The following is a 24,469-nucleotide window of genomic DNA, read 5'->3' as shown; positions in this document are numbered from 1 at the left end:
AAAAGCACGTCCGCAGACGCGCTAAATACTGGAATTACCCTTGATTGAAAGCACTTACAGACTGTCCGCAGCCTTACCGCTGGTCCTGTCCCTTCATCGTCACATCCACCGTTTTCGTACGGCCGTCACGCTCGACTTCCATGCTCACCACATCGCCGATCCTGTGCTTTCGCAGCTGCTGCTTGAGGTGTGCCACGCTGTCCACTTCGTGCCCGTCAAAGGACAGGATCTTGTCCCCTGTCTGCAGGCCGGCCTCCGCCGCGGATCCGCCTTCGGACACCTGCATGATGTAAATCCCGTCGTTCATCTCCTGCAGCGAGACACCCAGCAGCGGCCTGGAGGTCACGGCGCCGTTTTCGATCAGCTCCTGCAGCACATCCACCGCATCGCTGATGGGGATCGCAAAGCCCAGTCCCTCGATACCCGAAGCCGACTGCTTCGCATTCACGATACCGATCAGGTTGCCCGAAGCATCGAACAGGCCGCCGCCGGAGTTGCCCGGGTTGATCGCCGCATCGGTCTGGAGCAGCACCATGGTTTCGTTGTCGATCACGATCTCCCGGTCCAGAGCGGAAATGATCCCGGTGGTGACCGTACCGCCAAGGGATCCCAGCGGGTTGCCGATGGCGATCGCCGCCGACCCGACTTTCAGGTCATTGGAGTTGCCGAAGGTCGCCGGCTGGAGATCCTGTGCATCCACCTTGATGACCGCAAGGTCCGTCGAGGGATCGGTCCCCACCAGCTTTGCATCGTATTCCGTGCCGTCGGCCGTGCGCACCGCAATGGACCGGGCGCCTTCGACGACATGGTTGTTGGTGATGATGTAGCCGTCGCTGGACATGATGACACCCGAGCCGGCGCCCTGGGAGACATACTGCCCGAACAGGGAATTGCCGCTGGTGACGGATTCCGTGGTGATTTCCACCACCGTCGGCCGGACAGCGTTCACGACATCCGAGACATCCACGGCTTCCACGCGGCCGGTGGCAGGGGAAGAACCCTGGGTGATGTTCACGCCGGACTGGCTTTTGGACGGTTCGGTTGTTTTCATGGCCAGAAGGCTGCCGCCGTAGCCGGCTGCACCACCCAGCAGGGCCGCACACAGAAGGCCGAGGATCCACTTTCCGGCGGAGGATTTCTGCCGGAACCGGGGAGGCTGATTGTACTGATTCATACGAAGTTCCTTTCTTTGTTGCTGTATACGGACTTATTTTAATGCACGAAGCTGAAAAAAGTCTGAAAACAGACCGGATGACAGGCAAATCAGGGCCGGAAACCGGAGGTCCTGGAATCAGGCACCGGCGCGCAGAGAGTCCCGTGATGCCCTGCAGACCGGGAACATGGAGAGGGGATGCCGTCGTAAAAGTGACACCGGTAACGGATGTGTATTTCAGCGGGCATTTCAGTTGTTTGAGCCATTTTGGCAAAGGAGACGATGTATTATATACTTGAATAGATTACAGGAGGTCATTGAATGGCAGTCAAGAAAACGAAAGCCGCCGCAAAGACTGCGGCAGCCGCAAACATAGAAGCAAAGAAAGATGAAACGAAGAAGGAAACAGCAACCGCCACAAAGGCGAAAACGGTCGCAGCTGGAACAAAAGCTGCTGGAGCTGGCGAAAGTGCAGCTGCAAAGAAACCTGGTGCAGGTGCTGAAAAGGCTGGTCGTAAAACTGGCACAAAGGCAGCTGGAACAAAAGGCAGAAAGAACGGAACCGAAACTTCCGCGAAGGCTGCAGCTGCTGCAGAAACAGCAGGAACGCTCACAGCTGACACTGCTGCTGCGGCAAAGGGCACAACAGCTGCAAAGGCCGCTGTGAAAAAGACCGCCGCGAAGAAACCCGCTGCGAAGACAGCCGCGAAAAAGACTGCCGCGAAGACCGCAAAGCCGCCGGTTTCTCCCGAACAGCAGGCCGGGGACCGGAAGATCCTGATGCAGGAAGCGCTGGATGGCGCCATCGTGCAGAAGGACATTGACGTGGAGAAGGCAAAGCCGGAAGAATCCAAAAACCTGGCCAAGCCCGCTGCCGACAAGGCACAGGAAGAAGCCGCAGACGCCCGTCTGATGGTGGAGGCACTGGATGGCGCAAAGGTGCAGGAAGAAATCAACGTGCAGGCTGAAACCGGGAAGCCGGCCGCTGCGCCCGAAGCCGGAAAACCGGCTGCGGATGCCGCCCAGGTGAAGGCTGCGGATGCCACCCTCATGAAGGAAGCCGTGGACGGTGCAAAGGTCCAGGAAGAGATCAGTGTGCAGTCCGAAACGGAAAAACCCGCCAAAGCCACTGACAACGCCAAAGCCGCCGCAACAGAAGCACAGGCCAATGCCGCCAGCAAGACCCTCATGAAGGAAGCGCTGGACGGCGCCCGGATCCAGAGGGAGATCGAAGAGGAAAAGGCAAAACCGGCTCCGGCGAAAAAAACCGCCGCAAAGAAGCCGGCTGCGAAGACTGCCGCCCCGAAGAAAAAGGCAGCCGCGAAGGCCGAACCCGCAAAGGAAGAAAAGAAGCCCGAGATTTCCGATGAGGAGAAAAAGGCATCCTATCAGGCCTTTGATGTGTATACCCTGGTGGACATGGCGAAGGCCATGGGCATTGACATGAACCTGGACGACTACCAGGCACTGCTCATGAAGGAGGCCGACGAACAGAAGATCCTGGCGGACATCCTGGCCAAATACCCGGAAGCCGAAAAGGACCAGGACTTCGAAGCCAACGGCTACGACCTGACGCTGCTGCCCGTGGTGCTGGAAAAAGCCGCCGAAGGCATGGACGTCAAGGCTGCGGATTTTGCCACCATAGCCCAGGAGATCGAAGCCGCGCTGCAGCTGCAGCTGACAGACGACGGCATGCACAACGCGGATGTCTACAACACACTGTTTGACCTCGTCCGCCGTCTGCTGGTCATGGGACAGAACAAGGGCATCGATTCCTTCGCGGTCCTGAACGAAACCATTCCCGCTGACCTGATGGCACTGCTGAACAAGTTCATGGATGTCGCCTACGCTGTCCTGCCCACCTGGCAGTATAAGGACGTCAAGTACTACGAAGGCTTCATCTATGCCGTGCTGAGCCAGTTCGAAGACCTGCACCAGGGCTATGACAACCGTGCCATGATGGACGTGGCCGACCTGTTCATCCGCCACGGCGACTACGGCCTGGGCGATGCCAACTACAACTACATCCTGCGTGAGAACCAGCTGAAGGACCAGATCTACTTCCGGTTCGCGGATGTCTACCGCAACATTGACATGAACAAGGCCAAGGCGATCGCCAACAGCGCCCTGCAGTTCGTGGACGGCCGCTACGACTACTATCCCCGGATCATCGAGATCCTGGAGAGCTGAGTCACGGGAAGGCACAGAAACGGATGACGGCAAAGAACGCGATCCCGGAATGGGTCCTGCACTGTCTGGAGCAGTATGGAAACTGCGCCGTGGGACGTGCGCTGACCAAGAAACTGGGGAAGGACAAACTCCTGGAAGAGCTGGAAGCAGCCGGCTTTCCCTGCGAACTGGAGATCCTCTCGGACCAGAAGGACACCAGCCCGTACCCCAAGGACGGCACATACATTGTGACGCTGAAAACCCAGGCTCCAGACCCAAGGCCGAAGAAAGAAGACGGGGAGTGATTCCCGTCTTTTCTTTATCTATGACCGCAGACAGCATCCCCTGGTCAGGCACAGTCCCCGGACCGGATGGGGAGACGACGGGCAGGCAGCGAAAAAACATGGCATAATGTAACAGTGAAACAAACCGGTGAAACCGGCTGAAAAGCCGGACAGACACCAGACAGGGAAAGGAAGTGAAGAAGATGTATCATCAGGACATCTGTCCATACTGCCACGGGCAGAACTTCGTGCTGGCCAGACAGCGGCCGGATGGCAGGCTGGTCTACAGCGAGATCGTGACACTGGAACCCGGGAGTCTGTATCACATCCTGTGCCTCAACTGCGGCACCGTGGTCCGGACATTCATGGACGACCCCAGTGTGCTCCTGACACTGGATCCCGAACCGGAAGAAACCCGGCCGGCCGGGACACAGCCGGCTGCAGATGCACCTGCAGAACCGGGACAGGCAGCGGATCCGGACAGACCCCTAACGGAGGATCTGCACAAAGCCACCAGCGGACAGGCACAAGCCACACCCCATCCGGCAGGATCCGGACAGCCCGCAGACCCGCAGGCAGGAGGTGGCGCACATGGAATTTAGGATCATTGGCGACAGAACCAGTCCCGTGGCGATCCTGCTCCATGATGCCGGCCTCAACCATCACCAGTATGCCGCCACGGCGAAAATGCTTGCACGGCGTTATTGCGTCGTTCTGCCAGACCTCACCGGCCATGGTGATGCCAGGGGTCCCTTCGTGTCCATCGAGGAAGAAGCCGATGCCCTGATGCAGTTCATCCGCCGGGAATTCAAGGGGAAAGTGGAGCTCATCGGCGGCTCGGGACTGGGCGGCATGGTGGCGCTGGAAACCGCCTCGCGGATGCCCTTTTCGAACCTGAACCTGTTTCTGGATGGCGTCTCCTTCCAGGAACCGGCCAGGCCCCTGATCCCGTCGGCCTTCCTGAAGTTCCGCTACCGGGCGCTGTACCGCAATCCCCGGATCCGGGAACAGGTCGGCCAGATCCCGCCGTTCCGGGAACTGGAGCCGGTCTTCCGTGCCATGAGTGCCTGGCAGCCCCCGGAGTTTTGTCGAGAAAAGCCCGCACGCGGATCGTGCATGGCAGCCTCGAAGGCAAGGGGGTGCGCCAGACAGGCCAGCTGCTGCTCAAGCACCTCCGCAATTCCACCCTGGAGGTTCAGGAGGGCATGAATCATGGGGACCTGGTGCTGGAAAACCCCGGCAAGCTTTCCATCATGCTGTTTTCCCAGCTCAACAGCCTGTTCTGAGGCGCTGTCACTGACCACAGACCCCCATACACGCCGGATGCTTCTTGCAGGAGCGTCCGGTTTTTTTCGTGTGCCCGGCATGGCATACATCCAGGTGGTGAAAGTCCACTATGGGAGCGTATCATCGCAACCGCTAACCATTAGCTCAAGGCAAGGGGCTCACTGGTAACAGGAGTTCTGAAAGAAGCCCGGCGGCAAAGTTCCGGCCTGAGGAACACGAACCGCATATAAGGCCACAGACGGAGACGAGCGTGCGAAACAGCGCAAAGTCGTAATAGTTGCGGATGACTGTCTGGGGTAAATGCGGCAGGTATATGGAATGAAAGATGTATGACCTTACCCGGGGAGGTCCTGCCAGCGAGAGGAATCATCAAACCATGATGACCCCCTTCCCGCAGTAATAACGAATGGCAGGAAGTCAGCCGAGGCCATAGTAGCGAAGAAGTCCCTGTAATGGGGATGGAGTGAAGGGCCGAACGTACAATTTACTGCAAATATCAGGAATGCGTCCTGCACAACAAACCGATAAAGGACAAACCCAGAGAGCCCCTGAAGATGAGTAAGGAAGGGCAGTGCAGGAACACGTGAAAGAAAGGAGCAGCCATGAACCAGACCAGACTGATACAGCCGGAAGACCTGAGCACACAGGAAATCTTCTCCATGGAGAACCTGACCAATGCGTGCAGACAGGTACGGCGAAACAATGGAGCTGCAGGGGTAGATGGAGTCAAAGCCAGAGAACTTCCTGCCTGCCCCGGAGAGTATTGGGAGCGACTGCGGGAACAGATACTGGGCCGCAGTTATAAACCACTGCCAGCCAAAAGGACCGATATCCCGAAACCGGATGGGAGCATGCGGGGGCTCAATGTCCCGGCTGCCAGAGATAGAGTCATACAGGCCTGTCTGGCAAACTATCTGGATTACAGGAAGGACTTCGAGATGAGCAACAGCTCATACGGGTTCAGGAAGAACAGGAGATGTGAACAGGCGATACTGAAAGGCCTTGAGTTCATGAACGACGGGTATGACTGGATCGTCGACATCGACCTGAGGAAATTCTTCGACACGGTGGACCAGGACAGACTGATACGACTGATAGACAACCTGTTCCATAACAGGGACGTCACGTCGCTGACAAGGAAGTTCGTCAGAGCGGGAGTCATGATAGACGGAAGGCTTGTCAGGACAGAAAGAGGCATCCCGCAGGGAGGGCCGCTTTCGCCGGTACTGGCCAACATCTATCTGGACCAGGCAGACAAGGAACTGGAAAGCAGAGGGCTGAGATTCACGAGATACGCAGACGATATGCTCATCTATGTGAAATCGGAAGCCGCCGCCAACAGAGTGATGAAGTCATTCAGCAACTATCTTGAAAAGAAGCTGAAGCTGGAAGTGAATGCTTCAAAATCGAAAGTGGCCAGACCGGATGAAGTGAAATATCTGGGGTTTGGCTTCAAAAGGAACAAAAGGGAATGGAAGGCGATACCGCATGAGAAGTCCATTCATGAGTTCGAGCAGAAGATAATGAAGCTGACAAAACGGAACTGGAGCGTATCTCTTGAGGAGAGGATTGAAAAAATCAATCAGGTCATCAGGGGATGGAGCAATTATTTCAGGTGTGCATGGCTGTATAAAGAAACGGTGCGCAAACTGGACAGCAAGCTCCGGAGAAGAATCAGGGCCATCATCTGGAAGCAGTGGAAAAGCATCAGGAAAAAAGAAGAGAGCCTCATCAAACTGGGATGTCCCAGAGACAAGGCTCACTCATATGCGTGTGCACGACAGGGATATGTCCGTTGTGCAATCACATTCCTGAACAAGTATATCAGAAATATACACCTGAAAAAGAAAGGCCTTCTATCCATGGAGGAATACTTCGATACGGTGGCAGTAAGGTTCATGAAAACATTTGTACGAACCGCCCAGTGCCGAACGGCACGCTGGGTGGTGTGAGAGGGTCAGATGACACCTACTCGATTGACATGCCGGTGATGGCCGGCATTGGCAGCATCTGATGGCCACCGGCTTCGGCAGTCATCGGTGTGAAAGCGGCCCTCCGTTTTCAGGTTTTCTTGAAAAACTTTTCACGCGGTGCTACCCTCAGAACGTAAAGGAGACTTGCATGAAAATTCAGATGAAAACCCCTCTGGTGGAGATGGACGGGGACGAAATGACCCGTGTCCTGTGGAAGGACATCAAGGAAATCCTGCTGGAGCCCTATATCGACCTGAAGACCGAATACTATGACCTGGGCCTGCCCGCCCGGGAAGCCACGAAGGACCAGATCACGGTGGATGCCGCCGAGGCCAGCAAGCGGCTGGGTGTCGCCGTGAAGTGTGCCACCATCACCCCCAATGCGCAGCGCGTCGAGGAGTACAACCTGAGCGAAATGTGGAAATCCCCCAATGGCACGATCCGGGCGATCCTGGACGGCACGGTGTTCCGCACGCCGATCATGGTCAAAGGCATCGAGCCGGTGGTGAAAAACTGGAAGGAACCCATCACGATTGCCCGTCATGCCTACGGGGATGTGTACCGCAACCAGGAAATGCGGATCACGGAGCCCGGTACTGCCAGCCTGGTCTTCGAATCGGATTCCGGCAGCACGGAAAAAGCCGTGGTCTTCCGCTTCGAGGGACCCGGTGTACTCCAGGGGCAGTACAACAAGGACGACTCCATTGCCTCCTTTGCCCGGAGCTGCTTCCAGTACGCCCTGGACCAGGGCAAGGATCTGTGGTTTTCCTCCAAGGACACGATCTCCAAGAAATACGATCACCGTTTCAAGGACATCTTCCAGGAGATCTTTGATGCGGAATACAAAGAAGCCTTCGGGAAAGCCGGCCTGGACTACTTTTACACGCTGATCGACGACGCCGTTGCCCGCGTGATCCGCAGCCGCGGCGGCTACATCTGGGCATGCAAGAACTACGATGGGGATGTCATGAGCGACATGATCTCCACCGCCTTCGGGTCCCTGGCCATGATGACATCCGTGCTTGTGTCCCCGGAAGGCAACTATGAATACGAGGCAGCCCACGGCACCGTGACAAGACACTATTACAAGTGGCTCAAGGGTGAGAGCACAAGCACCAACCCCGTGGCGACGATCTTTGCCTGGACCGGGGCGCTGCGCAAACGCGGGGAACTGGACGAGATCCCGGAACTGGTGGAATTTGCCGAAGGTCTGGAAGCTGCGTGCATCCGCACCATTGAAGGCGGTAAGATGACCGGCGACCTGGTGGGCCTGTGGTCCGGGGATGTGCCGGCACAGAAGCTGGACTCCAGGGCCTTCCTGGAAGCCATCCGCGACGAAATGGAAGCCGCTGCCTGAGACAGGGCAGAAACCATCCGACAGCAGACATGATGATGACAAAGCCGGGTCTGACCGCCACAAAGGACCCGGCTTTTTGTGTGTCTTGACCGCAGAATCCGCAATCCTTGGCTCCAGGTTCCGGCCGCAGGCAGCGCGGAGCCGATATGGATCTCAACAGAAACACGAATCCGCACAGAAAAAGGACGGACCCGAATTCGAAGGTCCATCCTGTCGTGATATGGGTTTCTCTGTGATTTTGTCCAGGCGGGATCCGCAGTCTCTACAGGCGTTCCCCGACGTAGATGTTGGCCGGCCGGATGAGTTTCCGGTTGTTCTGCCGGTTCTCCAGGTGATGGGCGATCCAGCCTGCGGTCCGGGAAATCGCAAAGAGCGGCACAAAGAGCTCCGGCTCGATGCCCAGCATCCGGTAGGCAAATCCCGAATAGAAGTCCACATTGGCACACACCTGCACGCCCTTGGCTTTCTTCATCACCCGGCAGGCGGTCTGTTCCAGCGCCTCCATCATGGCGAAGGCTTCCTCCTCGCCTTTTTCCGCCGCCAGCTGCCGGCAGGCTTCCCGGATCATCCGGGCCCTGGGGTCGCTTTTCGTGTAGATTGCATGGCCGATCCCGTAAATCAGGCCGCTTCTGTCCCCGAAGTCCTTCGACAGCAGCCGCCAGCACACATCCTCCAGCACAGCGGGATCCGTCGTGATGCCTGTCTCTTCCAGAATCGCATCGTACATCTGCGCCATCTTGTTCGCTGCCCCGCCGTGCTTGGGCCCTTTCAGGGATCCCATGGCTGCCGAAATGCAGGAATAGATGTCTGTGCCGGTGCTTGTGAGCACGACGTCTGTGAATGCCGAGTTGTTGCCTCCGCCGTGGTCGGCGTGGATCATGAGCAGGATGTCCAGTACATTGGCTTCCTCCGCTGTGAAGGAGCCGCCCTGCCGGTCCATATACAGGATGTTTTCCGCCAGTGAGCCGTCTGGCAGGGGATAGGCCGTGAGCTTTTCGCTGGTGTGGCACGAGAACACGAACAGGGGCAGGGAGGCCAGGATGGACAGACCCTTCACCATCCGGTCCTCCAGACGGTCGTTGTCCGGGTTGTCGTCCTGCGCGTACATTTTCAGCACCTCGATCTGCATGGCATTGAGCAGGTTGCTGGTGGGGTATTTCGCTGCAATGAAATCCGTGTGGATGTTGTGCAGCAGCGTGGTGCGGAATGCCTGCAGCTCCTGCTCATCCGGCAGGTGGCCGAAGATGAGCAGGAACGCCGTCGTTTCATAACCCATGGCCGTGCCCGCTTCCTTCTGCCGCCGGACGAGTTCGTCGATCGTGTACCCGCGGTAGATCAGCTGTCCCTCGGTGTCGTGCTTGTGTCCGTGGATCATCTGGTAGCCCACCACGTCACAGATCCGCGTGAGGCCCACCTTCACGCCTGTGCCGTTTTCGTTTCGCAGCCCCTGCTTCACCCGATACCGGGCATACAGCGAGGGGTCGATGAGGTTGTTCTCTGCGCTCCGGTTGTACAGCGCCCGCAGGTCATCTTTTTCCAGTTCCATACAGATACAGTTTCCTTCCTTGCAAGTCATCATGCCGATGCCGGGCGGCATGACTGTGGTTTTGACATTATAGCACGAAGCATGAAACTTGTTGCAGGACTGAAAATTTTTTACAAAATCCGGATTGCCTTTGGTATAATGCTTTTCATGAAGAAATGAGGAACAGACATGCCGAAAAATCTGGTACAGAAGATTCTTGACAGCCATGTTGCCTCCGGCACCCCCAAAGCCGGAGAACCGGTGGAGCTGGTCATTGACCAGACCCTGACACAGGACGCCACCGGCACCATGGCCTATATACAGCTTGAGGCCATGGGTGTTGACCAGGTCAAAACCGAACTCTCCGTTTCCTACGTGGATCACAACACGCTGCAGTCCGGCTACATGAATGCAGACGACCATGCCTATCTCCAGTCCGTCGCGGCGAAACACGGCGTGCTGTTCTCCCGCCCGGGCAACGGCATCTGCCACCAGGTGCACCTGGAACGCTTTGCGAAACCCGGCCGCACACTCATCGGCTCGGACTCCCATACCCCCACAGCCGGGGCCATGGCCTCCATTGCCATGGGTGCAGGCGGCCTGGACGTGGCCAAAGCCATGGCGGGCCTGACCTACCGCATCACGTACCCCGAAGTGGTCAATGTGCGCCTGGAGGGGGAACTGCCCCACGGCGTGAGCTCCAAGGACATCATCCTGGAACTGCTCAGGCGCCTGTCCGTCAAGGGCGGTGTCGGCCGGATTTTTGAATACACCGGCCCCGGTGTGAAGAACCTGTCCGTCTACCAGCGGGCCACGATCACCAACATGGGTGCCGAACTGGGCGCCACGACCTCCATTTTCCCCAGTGACGAAACCACGAGGGCATTCCTCGCCAGACAGCAGCGTGAAGAAGACTACATGCCCATGGAGGCCGACCCGGATGCGGACTACGACGAAACCGTCGTCATCAACCTCAGCGGGCTGCAGCCCCTGGCGGCCTGCCCCCACTCCCCGGACAACGTGAAACCGGTGTCCGAACTGGCGGGCATGAAAGTCGACCAGGTATCCATCGGCTCCTGCACAAACAGCGGATTCGAGGACCTTATGAAAGCCGCCAATGTGCTGAAGGGCAAAACCGTGGCACCCAATGTGAGTCTCACGGTGTCCCCGGGCAGCCGGCAGGTGCTGACGAAACTCATTGAAAACGGAGCGCTGGCCACCTTCGTGCAGGCCGGAGCCCGGATCCTGGAATGCACCTGCGGTCCCTGCATTGGCATGGGCCAGTCTCCCAAAACCGATGGCGTGTCCCTGCGGACCTTCAACAGGAACTTCTACGGCCGCAGCGGCACGCTGAGTGCCGGGGTCTACCTGGTGTCTCCGGAAACCGCGGCTGCCAGTGCCGTGGCCGGTGTCTTCACGGATCCCTCCACGGTGGACTACAGCGATGCGATCCCGGCCGAACCTTCCTATGTGGATGATTCCATGATCTGCCAGCCAAGCGACGATCCCGAAAGCGTGGAGATCATCCGCGGGCCGAACATCAAGCCGCTGCCGGAAAACACGCCCCTGGCGGCGCACATCGAGAAGAAGGCGGTCATCAAGCTGCCGGACAACATCACGACGGACCACATCGCCCCGGCGGGCGCCGAGGTGCTGCCATACCGTTCGAACATCGAAAAGCTGTCGACGTTCGTGTTCCGCAACAACAAGGAAGGATTCGCCGATGTATGCCAGGCCAATGACGGCGGCTTCATTGTCGCCGGGGAGAACTATGGACAGGGCAGTTCCCGGGAACACGCCGCGATGGCACCCATGTACCTGGGCATCAAGGCCGTCATGGCCAAAAGCTTTGCCCGGATCCACAAGGCGAACCTGATCAACTTCGGCATCATTCCGCTGACCTTCGGGAACCCGGCGGATTATGACGACATCGACGAAATGGATGTCCTGGCGATTGAAGACACAACCCAGGCCGCAACAGGAAAAGTCAGCGTGAAGAATGTGACGAAGGGCACGGAGTATGTCATGGACTGCGACATCACAGACGACGACTTCGTCCTCCTGCAGCACGGCGGTGCGCTGAACTTCATAAAAAACAGCCAGCCACTGAACTGAGTGGGCGAAGACCACTCAGTTCAGACGCTGTCTGTATGCGAGAGTGCTTCAGGTGAAGGCGCTCCAGCCATTACACTGCCTGGCTCCTGATGACCGGTCCTGACCGAACATCAGGATGCTGGCACTGGTCGTATAAATTGACAACAGAATGCGCAGACCGTATGGTCTTGAAAAGAACGCGATGACCGGAATCAGTACGCAGCCAGTCAGTCTTCAGAGACGGTCCGTTTGGTGAAAGGACCGGGCTGACCCTGCCGAAACACCTCCGCCAGCGGCCGTCACCAACGGAGCCCTCACAGTTTGGCGGGCCCTCAGTAGTGGCGGACGGCAGTCCCCGTTACCGGACCGGAGTGTCAGCAGGCACTCTTCAAGGCGGCTTTCGCGAGAAAGCCGTGAACAGAGGTGGGACCACGGAACGAGCTTCCGTCCTTTGCAGGACGGGGGCTTTTTGCGTATATACCCCATACCCATGACACAAACCAGCCGGTCCGGCTGCTGGCGGACCCGGAAAGGAGACACTATGAACCAGATCCAGATCCCGGCGGGATCCAGGGACTGCATGCCCGGTGAAGTCCGGCGCAAGCGCAGTCTCCGCCACATCATTGAACGGGTGTTTGCCAACAGCGGCTGCCGCCCCATCAGCACCCCCGCCATGGAATACCTGTCCACCTACACCACCGCCTTCGCGGATGCGGATGAAACCGAAATGTTCCGCTTCCAGGACGGCAGCGGCGACACCCTGGTGCTGCACCTGGACATGACGGTGCCCATTGCACGGACCGCCAGCACCAAGCTTCGCGATGAACGCCCCCTGCGGCTGTTCTATACCGAGGATGTCTTCAAGCAGCGCCGTCTGTTCGGCGGCAAGCGCAGCCAGGTCACGGACTGCGGCGTGGAAATGATCGGCCTGCCGCCCCAGGGAGACCTGGAGATCCTGGCCCTGGCCTGCAACGTGATGTCCGCCATCGGCCGCCCGGGCTGGATCCTGGAAACCGGCGACATCCGGTTTTTCCAGAGTGCGGTGGAAACCCTGGGCCTGGACCCGGACACCGTAGCCGAACTCGCGGATCTCATTGACCGCAAAAGCCTCCCGGACCTGGAGGCCTACCTGGAGGACCGGGACATCGGCCACCGGGAGTTCTTCCTCATGCTGCCGCTGCTCTCCGGGGGACAGGAAACGCTGGAAACCGCCCTGGAGATTGCCTTCACGCCGGAACAGGAAGCCTGCGTGAAACGGCTGGCCAGGCTCATGGACCAGCTGGAGGCCCTGGGATACGGCGGTCACCTGTCCGTGGACCTGGGAAAGATCCCGCACCTGAACTACTATACGTCGCTGATCTTCGAGGGCTACTTCCCGGGTATCGGCTCCAGCGTCCTGTCCGGGGGGCGCTATGACAGGCTCCTGGAGAAATTCGGGGCGGCGGAACCCGCCTGCGGCTTTTCCGTGAAGCTGGACTATCTCACGGACTCCGAACCGGAGAAACCGGCAAAGGCCGCCACGGTGATCGAAGCCGGACCGGATGCCCTGGTGCAGGCACTGAAACTGGCGGACGAAATCCGGCAGACGGGTCCCTGCGTGATTGAATACAGAGAAGAGAACGGACTGGAGGTACGCCAATGACGGTTTCACTCGCACTCACCAAAGGACGCCTGGAGCGAAAGACCGTGGACATGCTCGAACGCTCGGGCTACGGGATCGAACCCCTGCGCAATCAGGGCCGGCAGCTGGTGTTCGAGGACACCCAGAAGGACCTGAAGTACTTCCTGGTGAAATCCAATGACTGCCTCACCTATGTCATGCACGGTGTGGCAGATGCCGGGGTCGTGGGCAAGGACACGATCCTCGAAGGGCCGAAGGACTACTACGAGGTGCTCGACCTGAAGATCGGCGTCTGCAAGTTCATCGTCGCGGCGCTGCCGGAAACGGACCTGCTCAACCGCGACGGCCACCTGCGGATCGGGACCAAGTACCCCAATGTCGCCACGAAGTACTTCAACGACCGGGGCATGGATGTGGAGATCATCAAAATCGACGGCTCCGTCGAGCTCTCCCCGCTGCTCGGGCTCTGTGACGGCATTGTGGACATCATGGAAACCGGCACGACGCTCAAGGAAAACGGCCTGGTGGTGCTCGATGATGTGGCGCCCGTCAGTGCGCGGCTCATCGTGAACAAAGCCGCATTCCGGACCAAGAAACAGGAGATCCTGGAACTCGTGCGCGACCTCTCCCGGGAAGTGGACCGGGAACAGGCCCTGAAGAAAGAGAAAGAAGAGGGAACATGCTGACAGAACTGAACGCCGGCGACCTGCAGGCACTGAAGGAATGGCTCAAGAGCCGCACGCAGACCATCGGCGCCGATATTTACGGTGCTGCGGCGGGCATCATTGACCAGGTCCGCGCACAGGGAGACCAGGCCCTGAAGGATCTCACGAAGCAGTTTGACAAGGTCGACATCGATACCCTGCGGCTGACAGAGGCGCAGATCGACGAACTCGCCGCCCAGGCCGATCCGGCTTTCGTGAAGGCCCTGAAAGGCGCCCGGGACAACATCCTGGAATTCCACGAGGCGCAGAAGCAGAACAGCTTCCTCCTCAACCGCCCCAATGGCGTCTACCTCGGACAGCGGGTGATTCCCCTGGATGCGGTGGGCATCTACGTCCCGGGTGGACGCGCCCAGTATCCTTCCTCCGTGCTGATGAATGCGATCCCCGCCAAAGTGGCGGGCGTGAAGCGCATCGTGATGATGACTCCGCCGGCAGCCAACGGCCTGGTGGAGCCCAACATCGCCTGTGCCGCCAGGCTCGCAGGCATCACGGAACTCTACGTCACCGGCGGGGCCCAGGCCATTGCGGCGATGGCCTATGGCACGGAATCCATCGCCCCGGTGGACAAGATCGTGGGTCCGGGCAACGCTTTCGTGGCGGCGGCGAAAAAACTCGTCTACGGGACCGTGGACATTGACATGATCGCGGGACCCAGCGAGATCCTGGTCATTGCGGATTCCGGTGCCGACCCGGCGTTTGTGGCCGCCGACCTGCTGTCCCAGGCCGAACACGATCCACTCGCCAGTGCGATGTTCGTTACCACCGATGCCGGCCTGATCCGGAAGGTGAAGGAAGAGCTGCAGAAACAGAGTGCCTTCCTGCCGAAAAAGGACATCGTCGAAGCCTCCCTGGCAAACTATGGCCGGAGCATCCTCTGCGAGTCCATGGAGCAGTGCCTCGAGATTGCCAACCAGATCGCCCCGGAACATCTGGAACTCATGGTGGAAAACCCCATGAACTGGCTTGGCCAGGTGCGTCACGCCGGAAGTGTCTTCCTGGGCTACTACACCTGTGAATCCATTGGCGACTACTACGGCGGGACCAACCACGTCCTGCCCACCTCGGGCACCGCGAAGTTCTCCAGCGCCCTGGGCGTGGATGCCTTCGTCAAGCGCAGCAGCTTCCTGCACTACACGAAGGAACAGCTCGAGCAGGACAGCGCTGCGATCCAGACCCTCGCAACCGCTGAACACCTCCAGGCACACGCCACAGCCGCGGCCATCCGCACCCCGTCAATCACCGCCGATGATCAAAAAGCCCGGGCGGCAGCCGATGCAAAGGAGCCGCAGTGATGCGGGACATCGAACTTTACGAAGCGAGGCAGACCGGCGGCCTGCTGCTCAACGCCAATGAAGCCAGCGAAGGCTTCAGTTCTGAGGTGATGGACCGGATCCATCAGGCGCTGGATGCCATGGCCTTCAACCGGTACCCGGATGATGACTGCACCGCCCTGCATCAGGCCTATGCCGCCTGGGCCGGGCTGCAGCCGTCACAGGTGCTCGCAGGCAACGGTTCGGATGCGATGCTCGGGCTCATGATCGGGCTCTTCACCAGCCGGGACAAGCCTCTTGTCACCTGGGACCCGGATTTCTCCATGTACGACTACTATGCGTCGATGCAGGAAGCCGAAATCCGCAAAGTGCCCGTGGGAGACATCCAGGCGCTGAGCGCAGCAGGCCGGGACGCCGGACTGGTGGTGATTTCCAACCCCAACAACCCCACAGGCTTGACCCTGTCCAGAGAACAGATCCGCCAGATCCTGGCAGCTCTGCCCGATACCCCGGTGGTGGTGGATGAAGCCTACATGGACTTCAGCGACCAGAGCATGCTGGATGAAATCGAGGATTGGGACAACCTCTACGTGACCCGCACCCTCTCCAAGGCACTGGGAGCAGCCGGCCTGCGGCTGGGATTTCTCGTGACCTCCGACCGGAACATGAGAAACATCCGGCCCTACAAAGTGCCCTATGGCGTGAATGCCTTCACCCAGGCAGCGGGAACGGTCCTGCTGCAGATGGCGGATGCGGCGAAAGACCGCATCGACCGGATCTGCACGGAGCGTGACAGGCTCTATGAAGCCCTGAAGGACATGAACCTGCCGGTGCAGCCCTCGGGGGCGAACTTCCTGTTTCTGCAGGGCGAGGGCATGGAAGCCCTGGGACAGGGGCTGGAGAAAGCCGGGATCATTGTCCGCACCTGGCCGGGCAAAGACCAGATCCGGATCACCATTGGCCTGCCGGAAGAAAACGACCAGGTATTGGCAGCGATACGGGAACTGACACCGACAGAAAGAAAGGGGACAGACTGATGCGCAATGCTGAACTGAGACGACAGACCGGGGAAACCGACATTTACTGCTGGATGGACCTGGATGATCCGGACGGGACCTGCAGCGTGGCAACCGGCGTGGGATTCTTCGACCACATGCTGCAGCTGCTGGCCTTTCACTCCGGCTTCGGGCTCATTGTCAAGGCCGACGGAGACCTGGATGTGGACGACCACCACACCATTGAAGACATCGGAATCGTGCTGGGTCAGCTCTTCCGCGAGGTCCTGGGCGACAGGCGGGGGATTGCCCGCTACGGCAGTTTTCAGCTGCCGATGGATGAAACCCTCGCAAATGTAACCCTTGACATTTCGGGACGCCCCTATCTGGTTTATAATTGTAGTCTGAGCAGGGACTCCATCGGGACGTTCTCCTGCGAGATGCTGGAAGAATTCCTGCGGGCTTTCGCCTTCAATGCGGGAATCACCCTGCATGTCAATGTTTGCTACGGCACCAACGACCACCACAAAATCGAAGCGGTGTTCAAGGCCCTGGGACGTGCCCTCAAGGCGGCGGTCAAGATCGAAGGGAATGCGGTGCCAAGCTCCAAGGGAGTCCTGGAATGATCGGGATCATTGACTACGGCATGGGCAACCTGCGCAGCGTGGAAAACGCCCTGGATCACCTGGGGCTCGACCACGTGATTTCCAGCGACAGCCAGGTCCTCGACCAGTGCGACCGCCTCATCCTGCCAGGGGTGGGGGCCATGCAGGACTGCATGAAGGCGCTGAAGGAAGCCGGGCTGGACTCGTGGCTCAGGGCGCAGACCAAACCGCTGCTCGGGATCTGCCTGGGCATGCAGGCCTTCTTTGAAGACAGCGCCGAAAACGGCGGCGTCCAGTGCCTGGGCCTGATGCCGGGGCATTTCGAGAAGATGGAAGACCCCGCCATCCGGGTGCCGCACATCGGCTGGAACGAGCTGGAGGTGGCGCCGGATCATCCCCTGAAGGACATCCTGGGGGATCACCCGTATGTGTATTACGACCACTCCTATTACGGATGTGACCTGGATCCGGACACCATCCTGGGCGTTTCCCGCCACGGGAAATACACGATCCCGGGACTGACCGGAAAGGGCAGCCTGCTGGCCTGTCAGTTCCATCCGGAAAAGAGCGGCGAGACAGGGCTGAAGATCCTGTCATATTTTGGAAAGGAAATGCAATCATGATCATTTTACCCGCAATCGATATCCTCAACGGCAACCCCGTCCGCATGTACCAGGGCGACTACGCCAAAGCTGAAAGCGTGGGTGACGGTGCCGATGTCAAGACTCTCGCAAAACGCTTTGCCGAAAAGGGCGCCGACTACATTCACCTCGTGGACCTGAACGGCGCCAAGGACGGCGGCCGGATCAACGGCGAGCTGATCTGCGAAGTCGCCAATGCGGTGGACGTGCCGGTGGAAGTAGGCGGCGGCATCCGCACCATGGAAGACATTGACTACTACCTGACGCACGGCGTGAACCGCGTGATCCTGGGCACCAAGGCCATTTCCGATCCCAACTTCCTGCGCTCCGCGGTGAACAAGTACGGTGACCGGATCGTCGTGGGCCTGGACTGCAAGGACGGCTATGTGTGCACCACCGGCTGGACCCAGACTTCCAACCTCTACTACACGGAGTTTGCCCGCGTGCTGGAACGCCTGGGCGTGAAGACGATCATCTTCACCGACATCTCCCGTGACGGCACCCTGTCGGGACCGAACCTGGAAATGCTGGACCACCTGAAGAAAGCCGTGAACCTGGACATCGTGGCCTCCGGCGGCGTGCGCGACCTGGGAAACATCGAGTCCCTGAAGAACCTGGGCCTGTATGGCGCTGTGACAGGCAAGTCCCTCTATGCGGGCACCCTGGACCTGGAAGAGGCGCTGAAGACCGCAAAGGATGCTGAGTAAACGCATCATTCCCTGCCTGGATGTCCGCGACGGCAAAGTCGTCAAGGGCATCAACTTTGTGGGCATCAAAGAAGTGGGTGACCCGGAGACCCTGGCCAGGGAATACTACGACCAGGGGGCCGATGAGCTCGTGTTCCTGGACATCACCGCAACCCATGAAGGACGCGACACCATGGTGAACGTGGTGGAAAACGTGGCCCGGCAGATCTGCATCCCGTTTACCGTGGGCGGCGGGATCCGCACCCTGGAGGACATGAAGCGCATGCTGCGGGCAGGGGCCGACAAGGTGAGCCTGAATTCCTCCGCCCTGCGCGACCCGGACCTGATCCGGCAGGGGGCCGAAATGTTCGGCAACCAGTGCATCGTCCTGGCGGTGGATGCGAAAAAGCAGGAAGACGGATCCTGGCATGCGGTGATCAACGGCGGCCGGATCGACACCGGCAAGGATGTCCTGGAGTGGGTCCAGGAAGCCGTGGCCCTGGGCGCCGGGGAGATCCTGCTCACAAGCATGGATGCGGATGGCACAAAACAGGGTTTCGACATTGAACTGTGCAAAGCGGTGCGAAACGCCGTCCCGGTTCCGGTGATTGCTTCCGGCGGGTGCGGCAGCCTGGCGCACTTCGCCGAAGTCTTTGAAGAAGATGCGGCAGATGCCGCCTTGGCTGCCAGTCTTTTTCACTACCACGAACTGACGGTCCAGGACGTGAAGGACTACCTGAAAGAAAGAAACATCGAGGTCCGGCCATGACACTGGACTTCGCAAAAGGAAACGGACTGATCCCGGCCATTGTGCAGGACGCGGACAACGGCGAAGTGCTGATGCTGGGATACATGAACGAGGAAAGCCTGAAAAAGACCCTGGAAACAGGGCTGGCCACCTACTGGAGCCGGTCCCGACAGGAGCTGTGGTGCAAGGGAGAAACCAGCGGACACTTCCAGCACGTGCAGGAAATCCGCTATGACTGTGACGAAGACACCCTGCTGGTGAAAGTCCACCAGGACGGAGCCGCCTGCCATACGGGTCACCGCAGCTGCTTTTACCGGGTCCTGGAGGAAATGGAATGGAAGAACTGAACGTACTGTATGAAACGGTGCTGGACCGCAAGGCCAGTCCCGAGGAAGGGAGCTACACCAGCTACCTGTTTGGAAAGGGCGAGGAGAAGATCCTGAAGAAGGTCGGCGAGGAATGCACCGAGGTGATCATTGCCAGCCTGTCCCAGTCCAAAGAGGACCTGATCAACGAATTCGGCGACCTGTTCTACCACATGGTCGTGCTGATGGTGGAAAAAGGCATCACGCTGGAGGAGATCTCCGCGGAGCTGGAACGCCGCAGCGGCAAGAAGCACAACCTGAAGGCAGAACGAAAGCCTGTCACCAACTACTAGAAAAAACGGACCCGGCAGGTGATCGCCGGGTCCGCATTTTGTGTATGGCAGGTTTTACAGCAGATTTGTCAGCTCCAGCGGTATTTTCTTCATAACAGCTGTCGGCCAGCTGGAAAAATACAAAAAAGGCGACAATGATTAGAATCTGGTATTTTAGGAGTGTGGGATATCCCACTTCAAAGGAGACACCCGCATGGAAATAACCAGGCCCAAAGAGATTTCGGAACGGACACTTAGGGAAATGGATCAGGCTGTTCGCAACTGCAAGTCGGGAAAAGTATCTGAGCCAGTCGATCTTTCCGATTTTAAGGATTCCAGCAGCTGACTATGACAACTGACGACTGATTTCAGGAAAGGCGGACCGCATCCCCAAAGTGGACAGCAAAGCACGCAGAGAGTTTCGGCTCTCTGTTTTTTACATCCTGTCCCGTCCTTGAGCCCTGTTGTACAATAAATCCGATGACTACCAGAAACAGAAAGCAGGACCCCATCGGACTCTTCGATTCCGGACTGGGCGGCATCAGCGTCCTGCATGAAGTATATAAAGAACTGCCGGCTGAAGACCTGGTCTACTTCGGGGACAGCGCCAACAACCCCTATGGCACCAAAGACAAAGACACCATCCGGGACCTGTCGGATGCCATCTGTGCGCAGCTCGTGGATGCCGGATGCAAAGCCATTGTCATAGCCTGCAACACCGCCACCAGTGCCGCCGTTCCATACCTGCGGGCCAAGTATGACATCCCCATCATTGGAATGGAGCCGGCCCTGAAAGTCGCCGTGGACCAGCACACCAACAGACGCATTGCGGTGTGGGCCACGGATCTCACCCTCAAGGAGAAGAAGTTTCAGGACCTCATGGACAAATGGGGAAAGGACATCCCCGTCACCCGAGTGCCCTGTCCCAGACTCGTGGAGCTCGTGGAGCAGGACCGGCTGGACAAGACCGACACCGTGGACCAGGTCCTGCAGGACTGCATGACCCGGTCGGATCACCCGGATGCTGTGGTCCTGGGCTGCACCCACTTTGTCTTCTACAAAGACCGCCTGCAGCAGCTGTTCCCCAACGTCACATTCATAGACGGCAACCGGGGTACTGCCAGGCACCTGAAGGATGTGCTCGCCGGCAGTCTCAATGACGCCGGTGGTAAAATAGAATTCAGAAACAGCGACCCGGACAAGCTGGACCTGTCCCGGAAGCTGTATGACAGACTGGAGGACTGACAACCAATGACAAAGGAAACACCCGCGAAAACCGCCTGGGACACCTATACACCCGAACAGCTCGATACCGTCATGACATTCGCCGACAACTACATGCAGTTTATTTCCGAAGGGAAAACCGAACGACGTGTGGTGGACCAGGCCATTGCCCTGGCCAGGGGATTTGGTTACCGCGACATGAATGAGGTGATCTTCAACCACGAGACCCTGAAAGCCGGCGACAAAGTCTGGTTCAACATGATGGGCAAGGCCATTGCCCTGGTGCAGCTCGGCAGCAATCCGCTGGAACAGGGCATGAACATTCTCTGTGCCCACATTGACTCCCCGCGCCTGGACCTGAAACCCAAACCGCTCTATGAAGCCGACGGACTGTGCCTGTTGGACACCCATTACTACGGCGGGATCAAGAAATACCAGTGGACCGCACTGCCCCTGGCCCTCTATGGCGTGATCGTGCTCAAGGACGGCACCCAGATGGATGTGGCCATTGGCGACCACGAAGACGATCCTGTCTTTGTTGTCACCGACCTGCTGCCGCACCTGGCTGCCGAGCAGATGAAGAAACCCGCTCCGGAAGTCGTAGAAGGGGAAGACCTGAACGTGCTCTTCGGTTCCATTCCCGAAAAGGGACAGGAAAAGGATGCGGTGAAGGCCAATATTCTGAAGCTGCTCAAGGATGCCTACGGCATTGACGAAGCGGACTTCATTTCCGCGGAGCTGGAAATCGTGCCCCAGGGCAAAGCCCGCACACTGGGCCTCGACAAGTCCATGGTCCTGGGCTACGGACAGGATGACCGCTCCTGTGCCTATCCTTCCCTCATTGCCCAGCTCGAATGCGGACCCGTCAAGCGCACCGCCATGACGATTCTCGCCGACAAGGAAGAAATCGGGTCTGTGGGTGCCACCGGCATGCAGAGCCGCTTCTTCGATAACCTCGTCGCGGAACTGCTCCACGCACAGGGCAACGACTCCCTCGTGGCCCTCAACCGCACCCTGCAGAACAGCACGGCACTCTCCAACGACGTCACCGCAGCCCACGATCCCAACTATGCCGCAGCCTCCAGCCCCAATGGCAACCAGGCTGTGCTCGGCGGCGGATTCGCCATGGGCAAATACACAGGCAGCCGCGGCAAGTCCGGCTCCAATGACGCCAGTGCAGAGTTCGTCGCAGCCCTTCGGAAGGTCTTCGACGACAACCACGTCGTCTGGCAGATGTCGGAACTTGGCAAAGTGGACCTGGGAGGCGGCGGCACCATTGCCTACCTGCTCGCCAACTACGGAATGCAGGTCATTGACGGCGGCGTGGCCCTTTTGAACATGCACGCCCCCTTCGAAGTCAGCTCCAAGGCCGACCTCTACGAAACCAAAAAAGCCTGCCTGGCCTTCCTGCAGAATATGGAGTGACCAGTTTCCCGGCCATGACAGTGGACGGCAGACACGTCACATTGAGCCTCGTTCCCTTTGATGGAGTCAGGAAATGCCTGTGCTTTTCCGGGACTGACAGCCTCTTCCATTCAAAGAACAATCATACAGCCTGCGTTTGCGGGCTGTTTTTTCTGAATGCAGCCAAAGATATCATATGCCGATGCCGGGTCCTACCCCGCACTTGCTTTATCCGAACCACTCTCTCAAATCGACGCTGCGGACCTTCCGCAATGCCGGACGTTGGCATGGTCGATGGTACAATAGAAACAAACAACCACTGAAAGGAGTCCAAACTCATGAACATAGAACAACCCCTGGTGACCATGATCGCCACCGACCTGGACGGCACCCTGCTCGACAGCCACAAACAGGTCAGCGCAGAAACCCGCAAAGTCCTCCGGGAACTCAAGAACCGCGGCATCCTCTTTGGCATTGCCTCCGGCCGCCCCGTGGAATCCGGCCAGATCCTCGTCCATGACTGGGGCCTGGAAAACGACATTTCCTTCCTCATTGGCATGAACGGCGGGGCCCTCTACGACATGCGCACCAAAGCCAAACACAAATACTACCCGCTCTCCGGCGACAAGATCCTGGAAATCATGGAGCACTTCAAGGACATGGACGTCATCTTCCAGTGCATGCTCGGCAATGACCGCTTTGTCAGCAAGTCCACCGAAAAGACAAGGGCCCATGCGAAACTCTTCTGCGAACACGAACACGAGGTGGATCTCCAGGAATTCCTCCCCGGCCGGGAGATCGACAAGCTGATCCTCTTCCTGGACCCGGAACTCATGCCCGCTGTCCGCCAACGGGCCACGACCTTCTCCGATCCCGCCTACACCAGCATGCAGACCGCCGACAACCTCTACGAATACATGGATCCCCGGATCAACAAGGGCTTCGGTATTGAAAAGGCCTGCAAGCACTACGGCATCACCCCGGATCACGTGGTGGCCTTCGGCGATGCGGAAAACGACGAAGCCATGATCGAAACCGTGGGTCTGGGCGTGGCCATGGCCAACGCCAGTGACGAACTCAAGAAAATCGCCGATGTGGTTCTCAAGGAAACCAACGACCAGGACGGCCTGGCCCACTTCGTCGAGAACGTGGTGTTGCCCGCCAACACCGACCGGCTGGAGCACGACGCCAATGCCCGCCTGGGATGATCAGTACTGCACCCTGGCCCGGGAAATCCTGGACCACGGCCAGCGCGTGCACAACCGCACCGGAACCGACTCCATCAAGATCCCGTCCTGGCACTTCCGGATTGACCTTAAAGACGGCTTTCCGGCCCTGACCACCAAGCAGCTCTTCATCCGTCAGGCCGTGCTGGAAATCCTCTGGATCTGGCAGGCCCGGAGCAACGACGTGCGCTGGCTCCAGGACCGCAATGTCCACATCTGGGACAAGTGGGAAATCAACGAAGAAGGGAAGTGGATCGACGAAGACACAGGCAAAGTCCTGAAGTCCTTCGATCCGTCCTTTGCCCATACGATCGGCACCGCCTATGGCTACGTCATGGACAAATACCGGCTCCCGCAGCGCCTCATTGACAGCCTGCGCAACGACCCGGAAGACCGCCGCAGAGTCGTTTCCCTCTGGCAGGAAAGCGAACTTGACACCGCCGTGCTCCCCCCCTGTGTCTGGAGTACCGAATGGGATGTCACCGACGGCAAGCTCAACCTGTGGGTCCACCAGCGCAGCTGCGACGTCCCCCTGGGCCTGCCTTTCAACGTCGCCCAGTATGCCGTCCTGCTCATGATGATCGCCCAGGTCACGGGACTGGAGCCGGGAACCATGGACTGGTCCATCAAGGATGCCCACATCTACGTGGACCAGGTCGAGGGCATGAAGGAACAGCTCCGCCGCTGGCAGGAGGAAGAGCCGAAGCCTGCGCCGACCCTCTGGATCGACCCGGCCATAACGGAGTTTGAAGACTTCGATTCCAGCACCGCCTGCACCAGCGTGAAGCTGGAGAACTATGAACACATGGGCAAACTGCGCTTTGCCCTCACACAGTGAGGTCCG

The 24,469-nt window shown here is 58.7% G+C and carries 23 protein-coding genes and 1 other annotated feature; of the genes, 21 read left to right on the top strand and 2 right to left on the bottom strand.

Translation table 11 applies throughout. The features are described 5' to 3' along the window. Positions 1–73 precede the first annotated feature (73 nt). Positions 74–1,174, bottom strand: coding sequence for a S1C family serine protease (locus tag aalo17_RS07660; RefSeq protein ID WP_067557763.1), 1,101 nt, complete (start codon positions 1,172–1,174; stop codon positions 74–76). A gap of 300 nt (positions 1,175–1,474) precedes the next feature. Here aalo17_RS07660 and aalo17_RS07655 point away from each other — a divergent pair, with 300 nt between their 5' ends. The 6 genes from aalo17_RS07655 to aalo17_RS07630 all read left to right on the top strand — a co-directional run bounded on the left by aalo17_RS07655 (position 1,475) and on the right by aalo17_RS07630 (position 8,223). Beyond that, a complete protein-coding gene (locus aalo17_RS07655) occupies positions 1,475–3,343 on the top strand; it encodes a hypothetical protein (protein ID WP_067557760.1) in 1,869 nt (622 codons plus the stop codon). 23 nt (positions 3,344–3,366) lie between these two features. Next, positions 3,367–3,627 (top strand): hypothetical protein, encoded by a 261-nt coding sequence (locus aalo17_RS07650; protein ID WP_067557757.1) that lies wholly within the window; start codon positions 3,367–3,369, stop codon positions 3,625–3,627. Positions 3,628–3,809: 182 nt separating this feature from the next. Next, positions 3,810–4,208, top strand: coding sequence for a hypothetical protein (locus tag aalo17_RS07645; protein ID WP_067557753.1), 399 nt, complete (start codon positions 3,810–3,812; stop codon positions 4,206–4,208). Then, entirely contained in the window at positions 4,198–4,815 is a 618-nt protein-coding gene (locus aalo17_RS07640) for an alpha/beta fold hydrolase (RefSeq protein ID WP_067557748.1), read from the top strand. The genes aalo17_RS07645 and aalo17_RS07640 overlap by 11 nt, the downstream gene beginning before the upstream one ends. A 680-nt stretch (positions 4,816–5,495) precedes the next feature. After that, entirely contained in the window at positions 5,496–6,845 is a 1,350-nt protein-coding gene (gene ltrA, locus aalo17_RS07635) for a group II intron reverse transcriptase/maturase (RefSeq protein WP_067557745.1), read from the top strand. A gap of 169 nt (positions 6,846–7,014) precedes the next feature. After that, positions 7,015–8,223 carry an NADP-dependent isocitrate dehydrogenase gene (locus aalo17_RS07630; RefSeq protein WP_067557742.1) on the top strand — a complete coding sequence of 403 codons (1,209 nt, stop codon included), beginning with the start codon at positions 7,015–7,017 and terminating at the stop codon, positions 8,221–8,223. A gap of 262 nt (positions 8,224–8,485) precedes the next feature. Here the strand turns inward: aalo17_RS07630 and aalo17_RS07625 are convergent, their stop codons facing one another. Continuing rightward, positions 8,486–9,769 (bottom strand): citrate synthase, encoded by a 1,284-nt coding sequence (locus tag aalo17_RS07625; RefSeq protein ID WP_067557739.1) that lies wholly within the window; start codon positions 9,767–9,769, stop codon positions 8,486–8,488. A 168-nt stretch (positions 9,770–9,937) separates the two neighbouring features. Here aalo17_RS07625 and aalo17_RS07620 point away from each other — a divergent pair, with 168 nt between their 5' ends. From aalo17_RS07620 to thyA, 15 genes are all read left to right on the top strand, one after another. Then, on the top strand, positions 9,938–11,863 hold the full coding sequence (locus tag aalo17_RS07620; protein WP_067557736.1) for an aconitate hydratase: 1,926 nt from the start codon (positions 9,938–9,940) through the stop codon (positions 11,861–11,863). Positions 11,864–12,035: 172 nt separating this feature from the next. Further along, positions 12,036–12,297 (top strand) — a binding site (T-box leader). Positions 12,298–12,383: 86 nt separating this feature from the next. Beyond that, the gene (locus aalo17_RS07615; RefSeq protein ID WP_067557733.1) at positions 12,384–13,484 is read left to right on the top strand and encodes an ATP phosphoribosyltransferase regulatory subunit; all 1,101 of its coding nucleotides are present in this window, start codon (positions 12,384–12,386) and stop codon (positions 13,482–13,484) included. Further along, the gene (hisG, locus tag aalo17_RS07610; RefSeq protein WP_067557730.1) at positions 13,481–14,149 is read left to right on the top strand and encodes an ATP phosphoribosyltransferase; all 669 of its coding nucleotides are present in this window, start codon (positions 13,481–13,483) and stop codon (positions 14,147–14,149) included. Before aalo17_RS07615 ends, hisG begins: the two co-directional genes overlap by 4 nt. Then, positions 14,143–15,480 carry a histidinol dehydrogenase gene (gene hisD / locus aalo17_RS07605; RefSeq protein WP_082743315.1) on the top strand — a complete coding sequence of 446 codons (1,338 nt, stop codon included), beginning with the start codon at positions 14,143–14,145 and terminating at the stop codon, positions 15,478–15,480. Before hisG ends, hisD begins: the two co-directional genes overlap by 7 nt. Beyond that, entirely contained in the window at positions 15,480–16,496 is a 1,017-nt protein-coding gene (locus aalo17_RS07600; RefSeq protein ID WP_067557727.1) for a pyridoxal phosphate-dependent aminotransferase, read from the top strand. Before hisD ends, aalo17_RS07600 begins: the two co-directional genes overlap by 1 nt. Continuing rightward, entirely contained in the window at positions 16,496–17,080 is a 585-nt protein-coding gene (gene hisB / locus aalo17_RS07595; protein WP_067557725.1) for an imidazoleglycerol-phosphate dehydratase HisB, read from the top strand. The genes aalo17_RS07600 and hisB overlap by 1 nt, the downstream gene beginning before the upstream one ends. Then, positions 17,077–17,682: an imidazole glycerol phosphate synthase subunit HisH gene (hisH, locus tag aalo17_RS07590; RefSeq protein WP_067557723.1), complete on the top strand. Its 606-nt coding sequence runs from the start codon at positions 17,077–17,079 to the stop codon at positions 17,680–17,682. The genes hisB and hisH overlap by 4 nt, the downstream gene beginning before the upstream one ends. After that, positions 17,679–18,407 (top strand): 1-(5-phosphoribosyl)-5-[(5-phosphoribosylamino)methylideneamino]imidazole-4-carboxamide isomerase, encoded by a 729-nt coding sequence (hisA, locus tag aalo17_RS07585; protein ID WP_067557719.1) that lies wholly within the window; start codon positions 17,679–17,681, stop codon positions 18,405–18,407. The genes hisH and hisA overlap by 4 nt, the downstream gene beginning before the upstream one ends. Beyond that, positions 18,397–19,155: an imidazole glycerol phosphate synthase subunit HisF gene (gene hisF / locus aalo17_RS07580; protein WP_067557717.1), complete on the top strand. Its 759-nt coding sequence runs from the start codon at positions 18,397–18,399 to the stop codon at positions 19,153–19,155. The genes hisA and hisF overlap by 11 nt, the downstream gene beginning before the upstream one ends. Beyond that, a complete protein-coding gene (gene hisI, locus aalo17_RS07575; RefSeq protein WP_067557714.1) occupies positions 19,152–19,481 on the top strand; it encodes a phosphoribosyl-AMP cyclohydrolase in 330 nt (109 codons plus the stop codon). Before hisF ends, hisI begins: the two co-directional genes overlap by 4 nt. Beyond that, entirely contained in the window at positions 19,469–19,792 is a 324-nt protein-coding gene (hisE, locus tag aalo17_RS07570; protein ID WP_067557711.1) for a phosphoribosyl-ATP diphosphatase, read from the top strand. Before hisI ends, hisE begins: the two co-directional genes overlap by 13 nt. 459 nt (positions 19,793–20,251) lie before the next feature. Continuing rightward, entirely contained in the window at positions 20,252–21,016 is a 765-nt protein-coding gene (gene murI / locus aalo17_RS07565; protein WP_067557710.1) for a glutamate racemase, read from the top strand. A gap of 6 nt (positions 21,017–21,022) precedes the next feature. Then, positions 21,023–22,420 (top strand): aminopeptidase, encoded by a 1,398-nt coding sequence (locus aalo17_RS07560; RefSeq protein ID WP_082743314.1) that lies wholly within the window; start codon positions 21,023–21,025, stop codon positions 22,418–22,420. A 317-nt stretch (positions 22,421–22,737) separates the two neighbouring features. Continuing rightward, the gene (locus aalo17_RS07555; RefSeq protein ID WP_067557707.1) at positions 22,738–23,607 is read left to right on the top strand and encodes a Cof-type HAD-IIB family hydrolase; all 870 of its coding nucleotides are present in this window, start codon (positions 22,738–22,740) and stop codon (positions 23,605–23,607) included. Continuing rightward, positions 23,591–24,463: a thymidylate synthase gene (thyA, locus tag aalo17_RS07550; RefSeq protein WP_067557705.1), complete on the top strand. Its 873-nt coding sequence runs from the start codon at positions 23,591–23,593 to the stop codon at positions 24,461–24,463. The genes aalo17_RS07555 and thyA overlap by 17 nt, the downstream gene beginning before the upstream one ends. The last annotated feature ends 6 nt before the right edge of the window (positions 24,464–24,469 follow it).

This window comes from Faecalibaculum rodentium, assembly GCF_001564455.1.
Classification (GTDB): Bacteria; Bacillota_I; Bacilli_A; order Erysipelotrichales; family Erysipelotrichaceae; genus Faecalibaculum; species Faecalibaculum rodentium.
Note: the sequence above shows the minus strand (reverse complement) of the source record. Positions and strands in the feature narration are given on the sequence as shown.